Annotated in this window: 15 protein-coding genes; 11 read left to right on the plus strand and 4 right to left on the minus strand. The window is 72.9% G+C overall.

What is annotated here, in order from left to right; all coding sequences use genetic code 11:
* The first annotated feature begins 33 nt into the window (after positions 1-33).
* The gene (locus tag ACWER9_RS30030) at positions 34-1377 is read left to right on the plus strand and encodes a GH1 family beta-glucosidase (protein ID WP_452305018.1); all 1344 of its coding nucleotides are present in this window, start codon (positions 34-36) and stop codon (positions 1375-1377) included.
* A 107-nt stretch (positions 1378-1484) separates the two neighbouring features.
* Positions 1485-2153 (plus strand): TMEM175 family protein, encoded by a 669-nt coding sequence (locus tag ACWER9_RS30035; protein ID WP_452305006.1) that lies wholly within the window; start codon positions 1485-1487, stop codon positions 2151-2153.
* Here the strand turns inward: ACWER9_RS30035 and ACWER9_RS30040 are convergent.
* On the minus strand, positions 2127-2750 hold the full coding sequence (locus ACWER9_RS30040) for a nucleotidyltransferase family protein (protein ID WP_452305007.1): 624 nt from the start codon (positions 2748-2750) through the stop codon (positions 2127-2129). The genes ACWER9_RS30035 and ACWER9_RS30040 overlap by 27 nt on opposite strands.
* Positions 2751-2867: 117 nt before the next feature.
* Here ACWER9_RS30040 and ACWER9_RS30045 point away from each other — a divergent pair, with 117 nt between their 5' ends.
* Genes ACWER9_RS30045 through ACWER9_RS30070 form a run of 6 tightly spaced genes read left to right on the plus strand, consistent with a single transcriptional unit; the run spans position 2868 to position 8014 of the window.
* Positions 2868-3383, plus strand: coding sequence for a 2Fe-2S iron-sulfur cluster-binding protein (locus tag ACWER9_RS30045; protein ID WP_452305019.1), 516 nt, complete (start codon positions 2868-2870; stop codon positions 3381-3383).
* Complete coding sequence (locus ACWER9_RS30050) at positions 3380-4363, plus strand: FAD binding domain-containing protein (RefSeq protein WP_452305008.1); 984 nt, start codon at positions 3380-3382, stop codon at positions 4361-4363. The genes ACWER9_RS30045 and ACWER9_RS30050 overlap by 4 nt, the downstream gene beginning before the upstream one ends.
* On the plus strand, positions 4360-6450 hold the full coding sequence (locus ACWER9_RS30055) for a xanthine dehydrogenase family protein molybdopterin-binding subunit (RefSeq protein ID WP_452305009.1): 2091 nt from the start codon (positions 4360-4362) through the stop codon (positions 6448-6450). The genes ACWER9_RS30050 and ACWER9_RS30055 overlap by 4 nt, the downstream gene beginning before the upstream one ends.
* 28 nt (positions 6451-6478) lie before the next feature.
* Positions 6479-6844, plus strand: coding sequence for an ArsR/SmtB family transcription factor (locus ACWER9_RS30060; protein WP_452305010.1), 366 nt, complete (start codon positions 6479-6481; stop codon positions 6842-6844).
* The gene (locus ACWER9_RS30065) at positions 6844-7479 is read left to right on the plus strand and encodes an SRPBCC family protein (RefSeq protein ID WP_452305011.1); all 636 of its coding nucleotides are present in this window, start codon (positions 6844-6846) and stop codon (positions 7477-7479) included. The genes ACWER9_RS30060 and ACWER9_RS30065 overlap by 1 nt, the downstream gene beginning before the upstream one ends.
* 31 nt (positions 7480-7510) lie before the next feature.
* Positions 7511-8014 (plus strand): NUDIX domain-containing protein, encoded by a 504-nt coding sequence (locus tag ACWER9_RS30070; protein WP_452305012.1) that lies wholly within the window; start codon positions 7511-7513, stop codon positions 8012-8014.
* 198 nt (positions 8015-8212) lie between these two features.
* Here the strand turns inward: ACWER9_RS30070 and ACWER9_RS30075 are convergent, their stop codons facing one another.
* From ACWER9_RS30075 to ACWER9_RS30085, 3 genes are all read right to left on the minus strand, one after another.
* Complete coding sequence (locus tag ACWER9_RS30075; RefSeq protein ID WP_452305020.1) at positions 8213-10165, minus strand: ABC transporter ATP-binding protein; 1953 nt, start codon at positions 10163-10165, stop codon at positions 8213-8215.
* A 75-nt stretch (positions 10166-10240) separates the two neighbouring features.
* On the minus strand, positions 10241-11698 hold the full coding sequence (locus ACWER9_RS30080) for an ATP-binding protein (RefSeq protein ID WP_452305013.1): 1458 nt from the start codon (positions 11696-11698) through the stop codon (positions 10241-10243).
* Positions 11695-13353, minus strand: coding sequence for an FAD-dependent oxidoreductase (locus ACWER9_RS30085; RefSeq protein WP_452305014.1), 1659 nt, complete (start codon positions 13351-13353; stop codon positions 11695-11697). The genes ACWER9_RS30080 and ACWER9_RS30085 overlap by 4 nt, the downstream gene beginning before the upstream one ends.
* A gap of 150 nt (positions 13354-13503) precedes the next feature.
* On the opposite strand from ACWER9_RS30085, the gene ACWER9_RS30090 reads away from it, so the two are divergent.
* The 3 genes from ACWER9_RS30090 to ACWER9_RS30100 all read left to right on the plus strand — a co-directional run bounded on the left by ACWER9_RS30090 (position 13504) and on the right by ACWER9_RS30100 (position 17080).
* Entirely contained in the window at positions 13504-15732 is a 2229-nt protein-coding gene (locus ACWER9_RS30090; protein WP_452305015.1) for a hypothetical protein, read from the plus strand.
* A gap of 43 nt (positions 15733-15775) precedes the next feature.
* On the plus strand, positions 15776-16267 hold the full coding sequence (smpB, locus tag ACWER9_RS30095; protein ID WP_452305016.1) for an SsrA-binding protein SmpB: 492 nt from the start codon (positions 15776-15778) through the stop codon (positions 16265-16267).
* Positions 16268-16687: 420 nt separating this feature from the next.
* Positions 16688-17080: an SCO5389 family protein gene (locus tag ACWER9_RS30100; RefSeq protein ID WP_452305017.1), complete on the plus strand. Its 393-nt coding sequence runs from the start codon at positions 16688-16690 to the stop codon at positions 17078-17080.
* The last annotated feature ends 92 nt before the right edge of the window (positions 17081-17172 follow it).

Consider the following 17172-nt stretch of genomic DNA (forward strand, 5'->3'; position numbering starts at 1 on the left):
CACCCCCACATCACCAACCACAACCCAGAGGAGCTGGGGGGCGGGCCCGGGGGGGGGGGGCGGGGGGGGGGGCCCCCCCCCCCCCCCCCCCGGGCGCCGTCCATCTGGGACACCTTCTCGGCCACCCCCGGCAAGGTCGACAACGGCGACACCGGCGCGGTGGCCTGCGACCACTACCACCGGTGGCCGGAGGACCTGGCGCTGCTGCGCCGGCTCGGCGTGGACGCGTACCGTTTCTCGGTGGCCTGGCCCCGGGTCATGCCCGACGGCGTCGGGCGGGTCAACCCCGCCGGGCTGGACTTCTACGACCGGCTCGTCGACACGCTGCTCGCCGACGGGATCCGGCCGTTCGTCACCCTCTACCACTGGGATCTGCCGCAGGCCCTCCAGGACCGGGGCGGTTGGCCGGAGCGCGCCACCGCCGAGGCGTTCGCCGACTACGCGGCGGTGGTCGCCGGTCGCCTCGGTGACCGGGTTGCCGACTGGTGCACCGTCAACGAGCCGCTCTGCGTGTCCTGGATCGGGCACCTGGAGGGCAACATGGCCCCCGGCGAGCGGGACCTGACCCGCGCGGTGCACACCTCGCACCACGTGTTGCTCGGGCACGGCCTGGCCACCCAGGCGATCCGCGCGAACGCCGCCCGACCCGCCTCGGTGGGTCTGGTCGTCAACCTCAGCCCGATCGAGGCTGCCACCGACCGGCCGGAGGACGTCGCGGCGGCCCGCCGGGCGGACGGGCACGTCAACAGGTGGTGGCTGGACCCGATCCACGGGCGCGGCTACCCCGCCGACATGATCGCCACCTACGGCGTCGAGCCGCCGGTACGCGGCGACGACCTGGCGGTGATCGCCACGCCCACCGACTTCCTCGGGGTGAACTACTACTTCCGTCAGCTGGTGGTCGACGATCCGACAGGTCCGGCGCCGTTCGCGAAGCAGGTGCCGGTGCCCGGCTCGGTGGAGACCGCGATGGGCTGGGAGGTGTACCCGGCGGGGCTGGAGCGGCTGCTTGTCGACGTGCACGAGGAGTACCGGCCGGGCCGGATCATCGTCACCGAGAGCGGTTCGGCCTGGCCGGACGAGGTGACCGCGGACGGCACGGTGGAGGACAAGGAACGCACCGACCACCTGGAGCAGCACCTGGCGGCGTGCGCGTCGGCGGTGGCCCGCGGCGTGCCGCTGGACGGCTACTTCGTCTGGTCGTTGCTCGACAACTTCGAGTGGGCGTACGGCTACGACAAGCGCTTCGGGTTGGTGCACGTGGACTACACCACCCAGCAGCGGACGATGAAGGCGAGCGGTCTGCGCTACGCCGAGGTGATCCGCGCCCACCAGGCGGCCGCGCGGGCCGCCGACACGGCCACGCCGGTGGCCTGAGACGCGGCCAGTGCGGACGGCCGCCCGGGGGTGACCCTGGGCGGCCGTTCGTGTTCCGGTCGGACGAAACGCCACGAGCCGCCGCGCCGAGTGGCTAGCCTGCGGCAATGTCCGCAGCACCCGACGAGGTCGCGCAGCCTGAGCCCACCAGGCGGGTGTCCGGCACCGACCGGATGACGGCCTTCAGCGACGGCGTCTTCGCCATCGTCATCACGCTGCTCGTCATCGACCTGCGGGTGCCGGAGTACCACGAGGGCGAGCTGCTCAGCGGCCTGCTCGACGAGGGTCCCTCGTACCTCGCCTTCGTGGTGTCCTTCGTCTACGTCGGGGTGCTCTGGCTCAACCACCACGCGCTGCTGCGGCTGATCCGCCGTACCACCCTGGCGCTGAGCTGGATCAACCTCGGCATCCTCTTCGGCGCGGTGATCATCCCTTTCCCCACCGCGGTGCTGGCGTCCGCGTTCACCCAGGGCGACACCGACGACAAGCGCGCGGCGGTCGCCCTGTACGCGCTGTCCGCGGCGTTGATGTCGGCCCCCTGGCTGGTCTTCTTCGGCTACCTGCACCGCCATCCGGCGTTGCTGGAGAACCGGGTCGACCCCGGGTACGTGCGGGCGCAACGGCTGCGACCGATCACCGGACTGGTGCTGTACGGGCTCGGCGGCCTGCTGGGCTGGTTCGTCAACCCGCTGCTGGGCCTGATCGCCGTCATCGTGATGATCACCTATCACGCGGCGACAAGTCAGGGGCTACCCCGGTGGCTCGTCCACCGTTGACGGGTGGGGCGGCGCGGCGGTGACCCGGAGCCGGAGCAGGTCGGCCGGGGTGTCCACGTCGACCGGGGAGCCGACGTCGTCGCACGGCACCTCGACGACCAGGTCCGGCCGGTCGCGCAACAGGTCGCGGGCACCCCGGTCGCCGACGGCGTACCCGTCCAGCAGCGGCCAGGTCTCGCGAGCCAGCAGGATCGGGTGTCTGCGGCGGCCGGCGTAGGTGGCGACCGCGACTGCGGCCCCGCCGGCGTACGCCGCGCGCACGCGGCGCACCGCGACCGGGCTGAGCAGCGGCTGGTCGACGAGGACCACGACGGCGGCCGGCACGGCGGCCGGCAGCGAGGCCAAACCCCGCAGCAGCGACGAGCCCAGCCCGTCGGCCCAGCGGTCGTGCCGGACCGACACCGCGCCCGGCAGGTCGGGCAGCTCGGCGGCGCCCGCGCCGAGCACCACGTGCACGGGTACGCAGCCACCGTCGGCGAGCAGCCGGACCCCGCGCCGCACCAGCGGCTCGCCGTCCAGCTCGACGAGTGCCTTCGGCCGGCCGTACCGCCGTCCGGCGCCGGCGGCAAGGAGCAGTCCGGCGGTCAGCGTCGTCACCTCCCGTACGAAGGGCTTTGCGTTATTCGCCCTGAGATATACCGACAAAGCTAGTCTGGGCCGGTGCAGGGTGGACCGGAGAACGCGACGACGATCGACACGCGCCACTCGTCCCGGGTGACGGTCGAGGTCAACGGCGCGTCCCGCGAGGTGACCCTGGACAACCGCACCACCCTGCTCGACACGCTGCGCGAGCACCTCGACCTGACCGGGGCCAAGAAGGGCTGCGACCACGGCCAGTGCGGGTCCTGCACGGTGCTGCTCGACGGCCGCCGGGTGAAGAGCTGCCTGGTCTTCGCGGTCACCGTGGACGGCCGTTCGGTGGTGACGGTCGAAGGGCTGGCCGGTTCCGACGAGCTGTCCCCGTTGCAGGCCGCCTTCGTCGCGCACGACGCGTTCCAGTGCGGCTACTGCACCCCCGGGCAGATCTGCTCCGCCCGCGGGATGCTCGACGAGGTCGCCCGGGGGTGGCCCAGCGCGGTCACCGGAGACCTGAACACGCCCGTCGAGCTGACCGACGCGGAGATCCGCGAGCGGATGGCCGGCAACCTGTGCCGCTGCGCGGCGTACCCGCACATCGTCGCGGCCGTGCGCGAGACGGCGAACGCCGGTGCGACGGCGGTGGCGCGGTGAGGGCCTTCCGCTACCACCGGCCCGCCGACGTGGCCGAGGCGGTCGCCGTGCTGGCGGCCGAGCCGCAGGCCGCCTACCTGGGCGGCGGAACCAACCTGGTGGACCTCATGAAGCTCGGGGTGCAACGCCCCGACGTGCTTGTGGACGTGACCCGACTCCCGCTGGACACCGTCGAGGAGCTGCCCGACGGCGGCCTGCGGATCGGCGCGACCGTCCGCAACAGCGACCTCGCCGCGCACCCGGTGGTGCGCCGCGACTACCCGGTGCTGGCCCGAGCCCTGCTCGCCGCCGCCTCCGGACAGTTGCGCAACATGGCCACCACCGGCGGCAACCTGTTGCAGCGCACCCGCTGCGTCTACTTTCAGGACACCGGCAAGGCCTGCAACAAGCGGGACCCAGGCAGCGGTTGCGCCGCCCTGCACGGCCAGAACCGCGACCTGGCGGTGCTGGACTGGTCCGAGCAGTGCGTCGCCACCCACCCGTCCGACCTGGCCGTCGCACTGGCCGCCCTGGACACCGTGGTGCAGGTGCACGAGGCGGACGGCCCGCGCGACATCCCGATCGCCGACCTCTACCGCTCCCCCGGCACCCACCCGGAACGGGAGACCACCCTCGCCCGGGGCACGTTGATCACCGCCGTCCGGCTGCCGCCACTGCCGGCCGCGCGCCGCTCGACGTACCTCAAGGTGCGCGACCGGGCCTCGTTCGCCTTCGCCGCCGGCTCGGTGGCGGCGGTGCTGGACCTCGACGGGGACACCGTCCGGGACGTGCGGTTGGCGTACGGGGCGGTGGCGCACCGGCCGTGGCGGGCGTACCGGGCCGAGGAACACCTGCGCGGCCAACGGTTCAGCCCCGAGCTGGCCGCGCGGGCCGCCGACGCGGAGCTGGCCGACGCACGCCCGCTGCGGCACAACGGCTTCAAACTGCCCCTGACCCGGGCCATCACCGTGCGGGCGCTCACCGACCTGGCGTCGTCGTGAGCACCGGGGCGGTCGGACGGGCGTACCCCCGGTTGGAGGGCCCGGCGAAGGTCACCGGCACGGCCCGCTACGCGGTGGAGTACCCGGTGGACGGGGTCACCTACGGCTGGGCGGTGCCATCGGCGGTGGTGCGGGGGCGGATCACCCGGATCGACACGACGGAGGCGCTGGCGTCACCCGGCGTGCTGACCGTGGTGCACCACGGCAACGCGCCCCGGATGGCGCCCGGCCCGCAGCCGGAGCTGCGGCTGTTGCAGGACCCGGCGGTGCACTACCGGGGGCAGTACGTCGCCGTGGTGGTGGCCACCAGCCTGGAGGCGGCCCGCGAGGGCGCCCGCCTGGTGCGGATCGACTACGACACCGGCCCGCACAGCACCGTGCTCACCGACGACCATCCCGGCCTGTACAAGCCCGACCACGTCAACCCCAACTACCCGACGGACACCGCCGAGGGCGACTTCGACGCCGGGTACGCGGCCGCCCCGGTGCGGGTCGACGCCACGTACCGGACACCGGCGTACCACAACAACCCGATGGAGCCGCACGCCACCACCGCGCAGTGGCACGACGGGCACCTGCTGGTGCACGACTCCACCCAGGGCGCCACGCCGGTGCGCGCCACCCTCGCCGAGCTGTTCGAGTTGCCGCCGGAGTCGATCCGGGTCGTCGCCGAGCACGTCGGTGGCGGCTTCGGCAGCAAGGGGTACGCCAAGGCGTCGGTGGTGCTGGCCGCCCTCGCCGCCCGGCACGTGGACCGCCCGGTCAAGCTGGCGCTGACCCGTCAGCAACTGTTCGGGCCGGTCGGTTACCGCACCCCCACCATCCAGCGGGTCCGCCTCGCCGCCGACACCGACGGCCGGCTCACCGCGATCTGCCACGACGCGGTCAGCCAGACCTCCACCGTCCGGGAGTTCGCCGAGCAGACCGCCGTCTACACCCGCAGCATGTACGCCGCACCGCACCGCCGCACCACGCACCGGCTGGTCCGCCTCGACGTGCCCACGCCGTTCTGGATGCGCGCCCCGGGCGAGTGCCCCGGCGCGTACGCCCTGGAATCCGCACTTGACGAGCTGGCCATCGCCGTCGGCATCGATCCGGTGCAACTGCGCATCCGCAACGACACCTCTGTCGACCCCGACCAGGGGCTTCCGTTCACCAGCCGCAACCTCGTGGCCTGCCTGCGCGAGGGTGCAGAACGGTTCGGCTGGGCCGGTCGTGATCCGTCACCCCGGTCCCGGCGCGACGGGCGTTGGCTGGTCGGGACGGGAGTGGCGGGGTCGAGCTACCCGGCCCGGGCGCGGCCATCGTCGGCGACGGCCACCGCCCGGCCCGACGGAAGCTTCCTGGTCCAGATCAACGCCACCGACATCGGCACCGGCGCCCGGACGGCGATCTGGCAGGTGGCCGCCGACGCCCTCGGGGTGCCGCCGGAGCGGGTGGAGATCCGCATCGGGGACAGCGAGCTGCCGACCGCGTCGTTGGCCGGCGGCTCGATGGGGACCGCCAGCTGGAGCTGGGCGGTGGTCCGCGCCGCGCAGGCGCTGCGCGAGAAGCTGCGCGACGGCGCGCCGCCGGCAGGTGAGGTGACCGCCGAGGCGGACACCACCGAGGAGGTGGGCGAGCAGCCCGCGCTGCCGCGGTACGCGTACGGGGCGCAGTTCGTCGAGGTGCGGGTCGACGCGGACACCGGCGAGGTGCGGCTCAACCGGATGCTCGGCGTGTTCGCGGCGGGCCGGGTGGTGAACCCGACGACGGCGCGCAGCCAGCTCATCGGCGGCATGACGATGGGGCTGTCGATGGCGCTGCACGAGGAGGGCCTGCTCGACGAGCGGTACGGCGACTGGGTCAACCACGACCTGGCCACCTACCACATCACCGGCTGCGCGGACGTGGAGTCCATCGAGGCGTACTGGCTGGACGAGCGGGACGACGAACTGAACCCGGCCGGGGTGAAGGGCATCGGCGAGATCGGCATCGTCGGCGCTGCGGCCGCCGTCGCCAACGCGGTGCACCACGCGACAGGCGTACGGATCCGGGAGCTGCCGATCCGGCTGGACAAGCTCGTCGGATTATCAGAGTTGGCTTAAATAAGCCGTCGGTGATACAACTGTCGTCGTGCACGCCTTCGACGTGCTGGGCGATCCGGTCCGGCGCCGCATCCTGGAGCTGCTCGCCGGTAGCGAGCAGACCGCCGGCGCGGTCAGCACGGTCATCCGCGAGGAGTTCGGCATCTCCCAGCCCGCCGTGTCCCAGCACCTCAAGGTGTTACGCGACAACGGCTTCGCCACCGTGCGCCCGGACGGCACCCGGCGGCTCTACGCGGTCGACCCACGCCCGCTGCGCGAGGTCGACGGCTGGCTGGAGCACTTCCGCCGGTTCTGGACCCCACCCCTGGCGGCACTCGCCACCGAGCTGGCCCGGGGCCGACGTGAGCGTCGGCTACGCGGGCCCGCCGACCCACCCGACGAGAGGAACACCTGATGTTCGACGCCACCGAGCAGATCAACGCCGTCCAGCGGACGGTCGGCAGCCGCACCCTGGAAGCCGGCGAGGCGCGGGTCACCACGATCAGCCAGACCTACCAGGCGACGGTCGAGGACCTGTGGGACGCCTGCACCAGCGCCGACCGCATCCCCCGCTGGTTCCTGCCGATCTCCGGCGACCTCCGGCTGGGCGGCGCCTACCAGCTCCAGGGCAACGCCCACGGCACCATCGAGAGCTGCGAGCCGCCGCACCGCTTCACCGCCACCTGGGAGTACGGCGACGAGGTGAGCTGGATCGAGGTGCGCCTCACCCCGGTCGGCGACGAGCGTGCCCGCCTCGACCTGGACCACATCGCGCACGTCGACCAGGAGCGGTGGGCCCAGTTCGGGCCGGGCGCGGTCGGCGTCGGCTGGGACCTCGGGCTGCTCGGCCTCGCCTCGCACCTGGCCGGCGACGGCAGCGGGATCACCCCGGAGCAGGCCGCCGAGTGGACCACCTCCGCCGAGGGTCGACGGGCCATGGAGCTGAGCAGTCACCTGTGGGGTGAGGCGAGCATCGCCGCCGGCACCGACGCCGACGAGGCGAAGGCCGCCGCCGAACGCACCACCGCCTTCTACACGGGCGCTCCGTGAGTGCGGATCGGTCGGAGTAACGTGCTGCGGCATGACCGGCACGCCGTACTCGCACTGCTCCTACTGCGGTGCCGCCTACCCGGCGGCCGCCGGATGGCCGCGGGTCTGCGCGGCCTGCGGCGAGACCGTCTGGCGTAACCCGCTGCCGGTGGCGGTCGCGCTGCTACCGGTCCGCACGGCCGAGGGCCTGGGCGTGGTGGTGGTCCGCCGGGACATCGAGCCGGCCCGCGGCCAGCTCGCGCTGCCCGGCGGTTTCATCGAGTACGGCGAGGAGTGGTCCGACGCACTCGTCCGCGAGCTGCGGGAGGAGACCGGCCTGGTCGCCGCTGCCGAGGACGCCCGCCTGTTCGCGGTGCACGGCGCACCGGCGGGCGGCACGATGATGGTCTTCGGGGTGCTGCCCGAGCGGGCGGCCGAGGACCTGCCCCCGTCGGCGCCGACCGAGGAGGCGACCGAGTGGCTGGTGCTCACCGACCCGGTCGAGCTGGCATTCTCCACCCACACCCAGGTACTCGCCGACCTCCTCACCGCCTGACCACCGACCTCCTGGCTCAACGGCGCAGAATCGCGAGAGCCCTCTGCTGAGCCCCAGCAACCAGTCAAGGCCACCCCGCACCGGCCCGTCGATCATGGAGTTGTGGTGGGTGGCAAAGTGCTCGAATCATGCCAAACCAGGCACCGCAACTCCATGATCAACGAGACCGCAAGATCAGCGCGGGAGGGGCGCTTCTGGTCAGCGGGCTTCGTCGGCGCCGGCCAGGTAGCCGCTGGCCTGGAGGTCGAACAGCTCCCGATAGAGGCCGCCGGCCGCCATCAGCTCGTCGTGGCTGCCCTGCTGGACGAGGCGGCCCCGCTCCAGCACGAAGATGCGGTCCGCGTGCCGGACGTTGGCCAGCCGGTGGGTGATCAGGACGACCGCCCGGTCGGGGTGGCGGCGCAGGTGCTGGAACAGGGCGTGTTCGGCTCGGGCGTCCAGGGCCGCCGAGGGCTCGTCACAGATCAGCAGGGCCGCGTCGCGGTAGAGGCCCCGGGCGGCGACCAGCCGTTGCCACTGCCCGCCGGACAGCTCGTGGCCGTCCTTGAACTCCCGGTCGAGCAGGGTGTCGTAGCTGTGCGGCAAGCCAACGATCATGTCGTGTGCGGCGACCGCGCGAGCCGCCTCCTGCACCGTGGGGCCGGAGCGGTCGGGGGCACGGTCGTGCCGCCCGACCCGGATGTTCTGCCCAGCGGTGAACGGGAACTTCCACCACTCCTGGGTCATCACGGCCACCTGGGCGCCGAGGGCGCGCGGGTCCAGTTCGGCGGTGTCGACGCCGTCCCAGCGGATGACCCCACCGGTGGGGGTGTAGAGCCCGGCGATCAGTTTGGCCAGTGTGGTCTTGCCGGAGCCGTTCTCACCGACGAGTGCGATCACCTCGCCCCGGCGGATGGTCAGACTGACCCGGTCCACCGCCGGCGCGTCGGTGTCCGGGTAGCTCAGACTCACCTCGTCCACGTCGATCACGTCGACGGCGTCGGCGACCCGGTCACCGCCGCTCGGCACGCGGGAGTGGGCGCGGGTCAGGAAGTCCCGGTAGTCCTGGTAGTAGAGGGCGTCCTCGTACAGCGAGTTCGTGGCGACGACCGCCACGCCCAGGCTGGTCCGCGCGGACTGCAGGGCGAGCAGGGCGGTCGCCGCAGCGGCGAGGGCGACCATCCCGGTCAGCAGCAGGCCGCCGAGCACGGCGTACACCCCGAAGGTGGCAAGCCCTGCCACTGTGGCGCCGGCTACCCGGGTGCCCGTCTGTGAGCGGACCAGCCGCAGCTGCGCGCCGGTCTCGACGGCCATCACGCCGCGGTACTCGGCGAGCAGAAAGTCGCGCATCTGGTAGGCACGTACCTCGGCGGCGGTGTGCCGGTTGGCCATCAGGTGGGCGAGCATCCACATCCGCCGTCGGCGGGTGATCCGGGCCAGCATCGCCAGGTACTCCCGGCGAGCCATCCGCACCGCGGTGATCGCCTGGGGCACCGCGGCGAGCAACAGGCAGGGCAGCAGCAGCGGCTGGATGACTGTCACCGCCACGGCGGTGGCGAGCATGCCGACCACGCCGGTGACCAGGTTGACGGTGTGGTCGACGATCCACGCCGCCTCCCCCATTCCCCGGTCGCGGACCCGGTCCATCTCCTCGGCGAACCCGGCGTCGTCGAACGCCGCCAGGTCGACGGCTGTGGTGGCCTCGAACAGCCGCAGCTCCACCTGGTAGTTGATCTGCGGGGTCAGCCGGGCCTGGGCCCAACCGGCCGCGATGGTGAGGCCGCCGCGCGCCGAGACCGCCGCCGCGGCCACGATCAGCGCCGGCAGCGCCGAACGCACCCGGTCCGGGGTGGGCCCGGCGGCGAACAGCTCCCGCAGTACGGAGGTGGTGGCGAGCAGGCCGAAGGTGGTCATCACCCCGGCGGCGACGTTCAGGCCGATGGAGGCGAGAGTGTCCATCCGGTTGGTGGCCCAGGCCAACGCCACCGCCTCGCGAACCAACCGGGGCAGCCGCCGGGCCACCGCCCAGAAGCCGGTGTGCGCGAACGCGCTCGCGTGGTGCATCCAGGCGGCGTCCTCCAGCTCCGGCAGCATCGAGCTGCCGCCGGGCGGGTCGGTCGGTGGGTCGATCGGCTGGTCGTCGTCCTCGGCGGCGGCGCGCTGGCGGGCCATCGACTCCACGGACCCTCCTCGGGGGCGGGATCACGAACGCCGCCCGAGACTACTGCCCGCAACCTACCGCTGTCTCTAGGTAGTCGGCGCGTCGCGTGACCCGTCCGGTGGACCCTCGGTGACCGGCAGCAGGACCCGGAACGTGGTTCGCCCCGGCTCGGTCTCCACCCGGATGTCGCCGTGGTGTTTGTGCACCACGATCCGGTACGAGATGTCCAGCCCCAGGCCGGTGCCCGCGCCGACCGGCTTCGTGGTGAAGAACGGCTCGAAGATGCGCGGCCGGACCTCCGGCGGGATGCCGGGCCCGGTGTCGGTGACCTCCACCGCCAGCAGGTCGCCGGCGAGGCAGGTGCGGACGGTGAGCACGCCCTTCTCCCCCATCGCGCCCAACGCGTTGTCGATCAGGTTGGTCCACACCTGGTTCAGCTCGGCGGCGTACGCCGGCACCGGCGGCAGGCCCCGGTCGTACTCGCGGACCAGCTTGACCTCGGCGGGGATCTTGCCCTTGAACATCACCAACGTGGCGTCGAGCAGGTCGTGCACGTCCACCACCCGGTGCGGCGCCCGATCCAGTTGCGAGTACTGCTTGGCGGCGTCCACGAGCCCGGACACCCGGGTCACGGCGTCCCCGATCTCGCGCATCAACAGTTCGGTGTCGACGGTGTAGGTGAGCCAGCGCACCGCCGCCTCCAGGTCCGCGGCCCCGACCGCGGCCTTCACCTGCGCCAACCAGGCCGCGTCGAGCCCGCCGCCGACAAGGATCGGCGCCAGGTCCCAGGCCCCGCCGACCCCGTGCTCCTCCAGCCAGTCGGCGAGGGCGTCCTCGGCGTCGGCGGTGGCCATCGGCGTCAACGTCGGCGCGGTGGCCACCCGGGCGACCGCCTCCTCCTGCAACGCGACAAGGCCGTGCAGGGCACTGCCGTCGAGCCGCCCGTCGGCGATCATGGCGAGCTTGTGCCGCATTCCGGCGACCCGGTCCCGCAGCACCGACGTGGCCCGCACCGCCGCCGCGGCCGGGTTGTTCAGCTCGTGGGTCAACCCGGCCGAGAGCGAACCGAGGGCCAGCAGTCGCTCCCGCTCGCCGACGATGGCCTGGCTGTCCCGCATACCGAAGAACAGCCCCTCCAACAGGTGCATGGGCATCGGAAACCAGGACCGCAGGGCGTACGCGAAATCCTCCGCCGGCAGCACGAAGAACTCCGCGTCGGTCACCGCCCGCAGACTGTTGCGGTAGATCTGCTCGACCTGGTCACCGAGGTACGCCTGAGTGGCCCCGCCGTACACCCCGCGCTGCTCGGTCCGGCTGACCTCGACGTCGTCGCCGCGCACCAGGCGACTCAACGCCACCGCCCCGCGCACCAGCACGAAGAAGCAGGTCGCGGGCTCGCCCTCGCCGTACACGAGGGTGCCCCCGGTGCGCTGCTCGACGCGACCGTGCTCGGCCAGCCAGTCGAGCTGCCCGTCGTCGAGCGCCTCGAACAGGAACAGGGTACGCAACTGCGCCGGTGTCAGCCGGTCGGACGGAGCGGTCATTGCGCCTCCAGGTAACGGTGCACGAGCGAGACGGCCATGGCACCCTCGCCGACGGCCGAGGCGACCCGCTTGACCGACTCGGCCCGCACGTCGCCGGCGGCGAACACGCCCGGCACGCTGGTCTCCAGGTGGTACGGGTCGCGCGACAGCGACCAGCCGGCCGGCCGCCGACCTCCGGCGAGCAGGTCCGGACCGGTCACGATGAAACCACGCCCATCGCGGACCAGCACCCCGTCCAGCCAGTCGGTGCGGGGCTCCGCGCCGATGAAGATGAACAGCCAGGAGGCGTCGACCGAGCGGGCCTCCCCGGTACGGGTGTCACAGAGGGTGAGCCGTTCCAGGTGGTCCTCCCCCGCCCCGCCGACCACGGCGGTGTGCGGGTGCACGGTGATCCGGTCGATCCGTTCCAGCTGGTCGATCAGGTACCGCGACATCGAGGCGGTCAGGTCCGCGCCACGGATGAGCAGGTGCACCCTCGACGCGTACCGGGAGAAGTGGACCGCCGCCTGGCCGGCGGAGTTGGCCCCGCCGACGATGTAGACGTCCTGCTCGACGCAGCTCGGCGCCTCGGTCGCGGCGGCGCCGTAGAACACCCCCCGCCCGGTGAAGTCGGCGAGCCCCGGTGCGTCGAGCACCCGGTACGACACACCGGTGGCCAGCACCACGGTGTGCGCGGCGATCTCGGTGCCGTCGCCGAAGCGCAGCAGCCGGGCGCCGCCGGCCTCGCTGAGCCCCACCACCTCCCGCGCGCTGAGCAGCTCGGCGCCGAACTTGACCGCCTGCCGCCGGGCCCGATCGGTCAACTGCGCGCCGGAGACACCGTCCGGGAAGCCCAGGTAGTTCTCGATCCGGCTGCTCTGCCCGGCCTGACCGCCGGTCGCCCGTCGCTCCACGAGCACGGTGCGCAGCCCCTCGGACGCGCCGTACACCGCCGAACCGAGACCGGCCGGGCCACCGCCGATCACCACCAGGTCGTAGAAGTCGCACGCCGGCACCACCGTCAACCCGGCCAGCGCCGCCAACTCGGCCTCGCTCGGGGCGATGAGCGCCTTGCCCTCCGGCGTCACCACGAGGGGTACGTCCGCCTCGGTGGCCCCGGCCGCGTCGAGCAACCGGACACCCTCCGGGTCGTCGGACAACAGCCACCGGTACGGCACCAGGTTGCGGGCCAGGAAGTCACGGACCTTGAACGACGGCGCCGACCAGCGGTGCCCGACGACCCGGATCTCGGCGCTCGCCGCGTCCGGGGTGGCCGCCCACGCCTCCAGCAGCCCGTCGACCACCGGGTACAGCTTCTCCTCCGGCGGGTGCCAGGGCTTGAGCAGGTAGTGGTCCAGGTCGACCACGTTGATGGCCTCGATCGCGGCGTCGGTGTCCGCGTACGCGGTGAGCAGCACCCGACGGGCGGCCGGGAAGATGTCCATGGCCGCCTCGAGGAACTCGACGCCGGTCATCTCCGGCATCCGGTGGTCGGCAAGCAGCAGAGCCACCTGTTCGCCGCGCAACTTGACCTCCCGCAGCGCCTCCAGGGCCTCCGGCCCGGAGGACGCCCGCAGCACCCGGTAGCGGTCGCCGTAGCGGCGCCGGATGTCGCGGGCCACCGCCCGGGACACCACGGGGTCGTCGTCGACGGTCAGGATCACCGGGTTCGCCATGGCGCCATGAAATCACCTGTCGAGGGTCGACCGCACCATCGCCAGGGCCCGGCGGACGCGTGACCGTCGCGCAGGCGGGTAAGCCGAGGGGCCGCGCGGGCGCCGGACATCGACGACCCGCCCGGTCGCCGCGCACACCTCGGGGGGCCCATGGCGGACGCGACACCGACCGGACCGCCGGCGTCGGGCGGGATCGTGGAGCTGCGGGTGCACGGTGTCTCCGGCGCGGGGGCGGACCAGGTGTTGGACCGGCCGAACGTGCACCAGGTCGCCGGCGACCGCAGCGGAGGGTTCTACCGACCGCGTCCCGGCTACCCGGACTCCACCGGCACGGACGGGGTGACGCTCGAGGCGTACCGCTGGAGTGACCTGCCGTCCGGCACGGCGGTACGGACGCTGTCGCTTGTCTTCCTGCTGCCGTTCATGCTCTGCAACGTGGCGCTCTGGATGCGCCCGGCGGAGCCCGTGTCGGCCCGCGGTTTCATGGCACTGTGCCGGGTGCTCGCCCTCACTCTCACCGCGCTCTACGTGCTCTCCATCGTCGGGGTGGCGCTGGACCTGATCGCCTGGCGCTGCATGGACACCCCGTCGTGCCTGGCCGGCCGGAGCTGGCTGTCCTGGCTCGGCGGGCGTCCCCCCGGGCTGCGCCTCGGTGTGCTGGCGCTCGTGCCGGTCGCCGCCATCGGGCTCGTCTGGTGGCTCGGTGCCCGCCCCAGTCACTCGTTCGACGCGTTCCGGTCTCCGGCGACGCCGACCTCGAAACACCAGCTGAGTGCCGTCGGCCAGTGGGACGGCGAGCCGCTCGTGGGTCGGCTGCGCTCGGTGCACGTCGCGGCGGCGTTCGCCACGCTGAGCGGCAGCCTGCTGGCCGCGCGAGCCAGCCAGCACGCCTCGTGGGTGATGGTGACACTGTTGATCGCCACCGGGGCGGTGTTGCTGAGCTGCCTGGTCCTGGTCACCGTGGTGCCGAGCGTCGACCGCACCGACCGGGCGCCCCGGGTGGACGGCGTCTTCCGCGGGCTGCGCACGATCTCCTGCGGCCTGACGATGCTGGTGATCGTGCACGTCGTCATCAGTCCTGCGCCATGGCCGAAAGGTGGTGCGTTGCCCGGTTACAGCGCGATCGTTGCCTGGCTCTTCGTCAGCCAGACCGTGCTGGTGGTCGCTCTCGCCGCGCTGGTGATCGCGCGGCGCGGTGGCGGACAGCACGGTGCGCCGCTGCGTGCGCTGGGGGCGCCGGTCTTCCTGACGATCTCGGCCGGGCTCGCCGTGGCATTCTCCGCCGAGCTGGTCTACCGGGTGGCGGACCTGCTCGACCGCGACGGGACGACAGCGGACAGCCTGGAGACCAGCCCGCCGCTGGCGTACAAATGGGCGATCTTCGGGTTTTTCCTGGCGGTGGTGACCGCGCTGCTGGTGGCCGCCGTGGCCACCAGGGTGACCCGGCGCGGGCGGCGGCGGGCCGCGCGGGCAATCGTCGCCGCCGACTTCCCGCACGCGCCGCCGCAGGCGGCGGACCGGCTGCGGCGGGTCGAGCAGGCGGTGGCCCGGGCCCGCTTCACCGAACGGCTGGAACCGCTCTTCGTGGTGTACGCCGGCCTGGCGGCGCTCGGCCTGGCCACAAGCGTGCTCGGCCTGCTCCAGCTCCTGCCGGGCGACGTGGCGCAGCGCTACGTCGGCGTGCCGGAGAGCATGGTCAACTTCCTGATCGGGTCGGGTAGCTACGTGATCGCCGGGATCCTGCTCGGCCTCGTGGTGGGCGGCATCTTCGCGTACCGGACCGCGCAGTTCCGTCGCTACGTGGGGGTGCTGTGGGATCTCGGCACCTTCTGGCCCCGGGCGGCACACCCGTTCGCGCCGCCCTGCTACGCCGAGCGGGCCGTGCCGGAGCTGGCCAAGCGCATCACCTACCTGGTGGAGCAGGGGCAGGCTGTCCTACTGGCCGGGCACAGCCACGGCTCGGTGCTGCTCGCCGCCACGGTCCTGCAACTGCCCTCCCGGATCACCGACCGGGTCGCGCTGCTGACCTACGGGTCGCCGCTGGGTCGGCTGTACTCCCGCCTGTTCCCGGCGTACGCCGACGAACCGGCGCTGCGGGAGATCGGCGAACGGATCGGCTGGCGCTGGATCAACCTGTGGCGCGACACCGACCCCATCGGCGGCTGGATCTTCGCCTCGCACCGCCCCGGGGAGACCGAGACGCTGACCGGGCCGGTGGCGACGGTGGACCGCCGGCTGACCGACCCGCAGGACGTGGTGCCGCCACCGAGCGACAGCGTTCCCCCGCCCATCCTGGGACACTGGCCGTGCGAGTCGCAGGAGGCGTTCGCGGACGCGGTACGGGATCTGACCCGGCGACTGCGCCCAGCACGCACCTGAGCCGGTCGGTGCGACCGTGCGGGTGGCCGGATATCGTCGCGTGGTGACCCCGTCCAAGCCGCCCGCGCGCCGGTTGATCGCCTCGAACAAGAAGGCCCGACACGAGTACACCGTGCTGCGTACGTACGAGGCGGGCATCGTGCTGGTCGGCACCGAGGTGAAGTCGCTGCGCGAGGGGCGGGCCTCGCTGGTGGACGCGTTCGCCCACGAGCGCGACGGCGAGATCGTGCTGTACGGCCTGCACATCGCCGAGTACACCTACGGCACGTGGACCAACCACGCCCCCCGCCGCAACCGCAAGCTGCTGCTGCACCGGGCCGAGATCGACCGGATCCTGGACAAGGTCCGCGAGGGCGGGGTGACCCTCGTCCCGCTGTCGATGTACTTCGAGAACGGCTTCGCCAAGGTCGAGCTGGCCCTGGCCAAGGGCAAGCGCTCCTACGACAAGCGGCAGACGCTTGCCGAGCGCGACGCCAACCGGGAGATCGCCCGCGAGCTGGGCCGGCACCTCAAGGGCCACCCCCGCAGGCCCTGACGCCCCCCGCGGCTCGCCCCGGCACGCGCTCTTTCCGGATGCCTTCGGGCGGGGTCTTCCCACGTGCTCTGCGCGGGGCGCTGTTCCGCTGCGCGCGTGGGCGCTGTTCCGCTGCGCGCGTGGGCGCTGTTCCGCCGCGCGCGTGGGCGCTGTTCCGCTGCGCGCGTGGGCGCTGTTCCGCCGCGCGAGGGGCGGCTGTCGCGCGGGGCGGCTGTCGCGTGGCGCGTGCGGCTGTCGCGCGGGGCGGCTGTCGCGCGGTGCGGCTGTCCCGTGGCGCATTGCCGGCACCGTCACGGGCGCCGGAGCCTGTGGGTCGCGGCGTGGCGCGCGGGACATCGTTGACGTGCTCCGACAGACGTGGTCTCCTCAGTCGACGCCGTTATTGAAAACGGTAACCATTGGCTTCTGCGAAGGAGAACCATGTCGCTCACCGTCTCGCCCGCCCTGCTGGACGCCGCCGAACGCGGCCCCGTCGACGACGAGGCGTTCATCGCCTGCGTCCGCGACTCCCTGCCGTACGCCTGGGCCACGGTCAGCCAGGTCGTCGCCGAACTGGAGGCCGGCGACGCCGAACTGGCCGACAACGTCGTCCCGCCGCCCACCGACGCCGACCGCGGTCAACTGCTCCGCGCGCTGGCGAGCGACGCCATCCGCGCCGGCCTGGAACGGCACTTCGGCGTACGCCTGGCCTTCCAGAACTGCCACCGCGTCGCCGCGTTCCGCCCGTCGGCCGTCGACGGTGAGCGCTACCGCCGCTTCGTGTCGACCCGTGGCCAACTGCTCAACCAGTCGCCCGAACTCCGCAACTGCTGACCTCGCAACGGCCGGTCGGGTGGGCTCGCGCGAGCGGTGGCGCTCACCGACCTGCTGGCCCGGGTGCCGCTGCCGGACGGGGTGCGGCTGCT

It is taken from the genome of Micromonospora sp. NPDC003944 (assembly GCF_053605225.1).

Excerpts from the sequence above, each read along its gene's own strand:
- ACWER9_RS30075 (WP_452305020.1), bottom strand. The coding sequence starts at position 10,165 with ATGGCCCGCCAGCGCGCCGCCGCCGAGGACGACGACCAGCCGATCGAC.
- ACWER9_RS30035 (WP_452305006.1), top strand. The coding sequence starts at position 1,485 with ATGTCCGCAGCACCCGACGAGGTCGCGCAGCCTGAGCCCACCAGGCGG.
- ACWER9_RS30070 (WP_452305012.1), top strand. The coding sequence starts at position 7,511 with ATGACCGGCACGCCGTACTCGCACTGCTCCTACTGCGGTGCCGCCTAC.
- ACWER9_RS30085 (WP_452305014.1), bottom strand. The coding sequence starts at position 13,353 with ATGGCGAACCCGGTGATCCTGACCGTCGACGACGACCCCGTGGTGTCC.
- ACWER9_RS30090 (WP_452305015.1), top strand. The coding sequence starts at position 13,504 with ATGGCGGACGCGACACCGACCGGACCGCCGGCGTCGGGCGGGATCGTG.
- ACWER9_RS30080 (WP_452305013.1), bottom strand. The coding sequence starts at position 11,698 with ATGACCGCTCCGTCCGACCGGCTGACACCGGCGCAGTTGCGTACCCTG.
- ACWER9_RS30065 (WP_452305011.1), top strand. The coding sequence starts at position 6,844 with ATGTTCGACGCCACCGAGCAGATCAACGCCGTCCAGCGGACGGTCGGC.
- ACWER9_RS30100 (WP_452305017.1), top strand. The coding sequence starts at position 16,688 with ATGTCGCTCACCGTCTCGCCCGCCCTGCTGGACGCCGCCGAACGCGGC.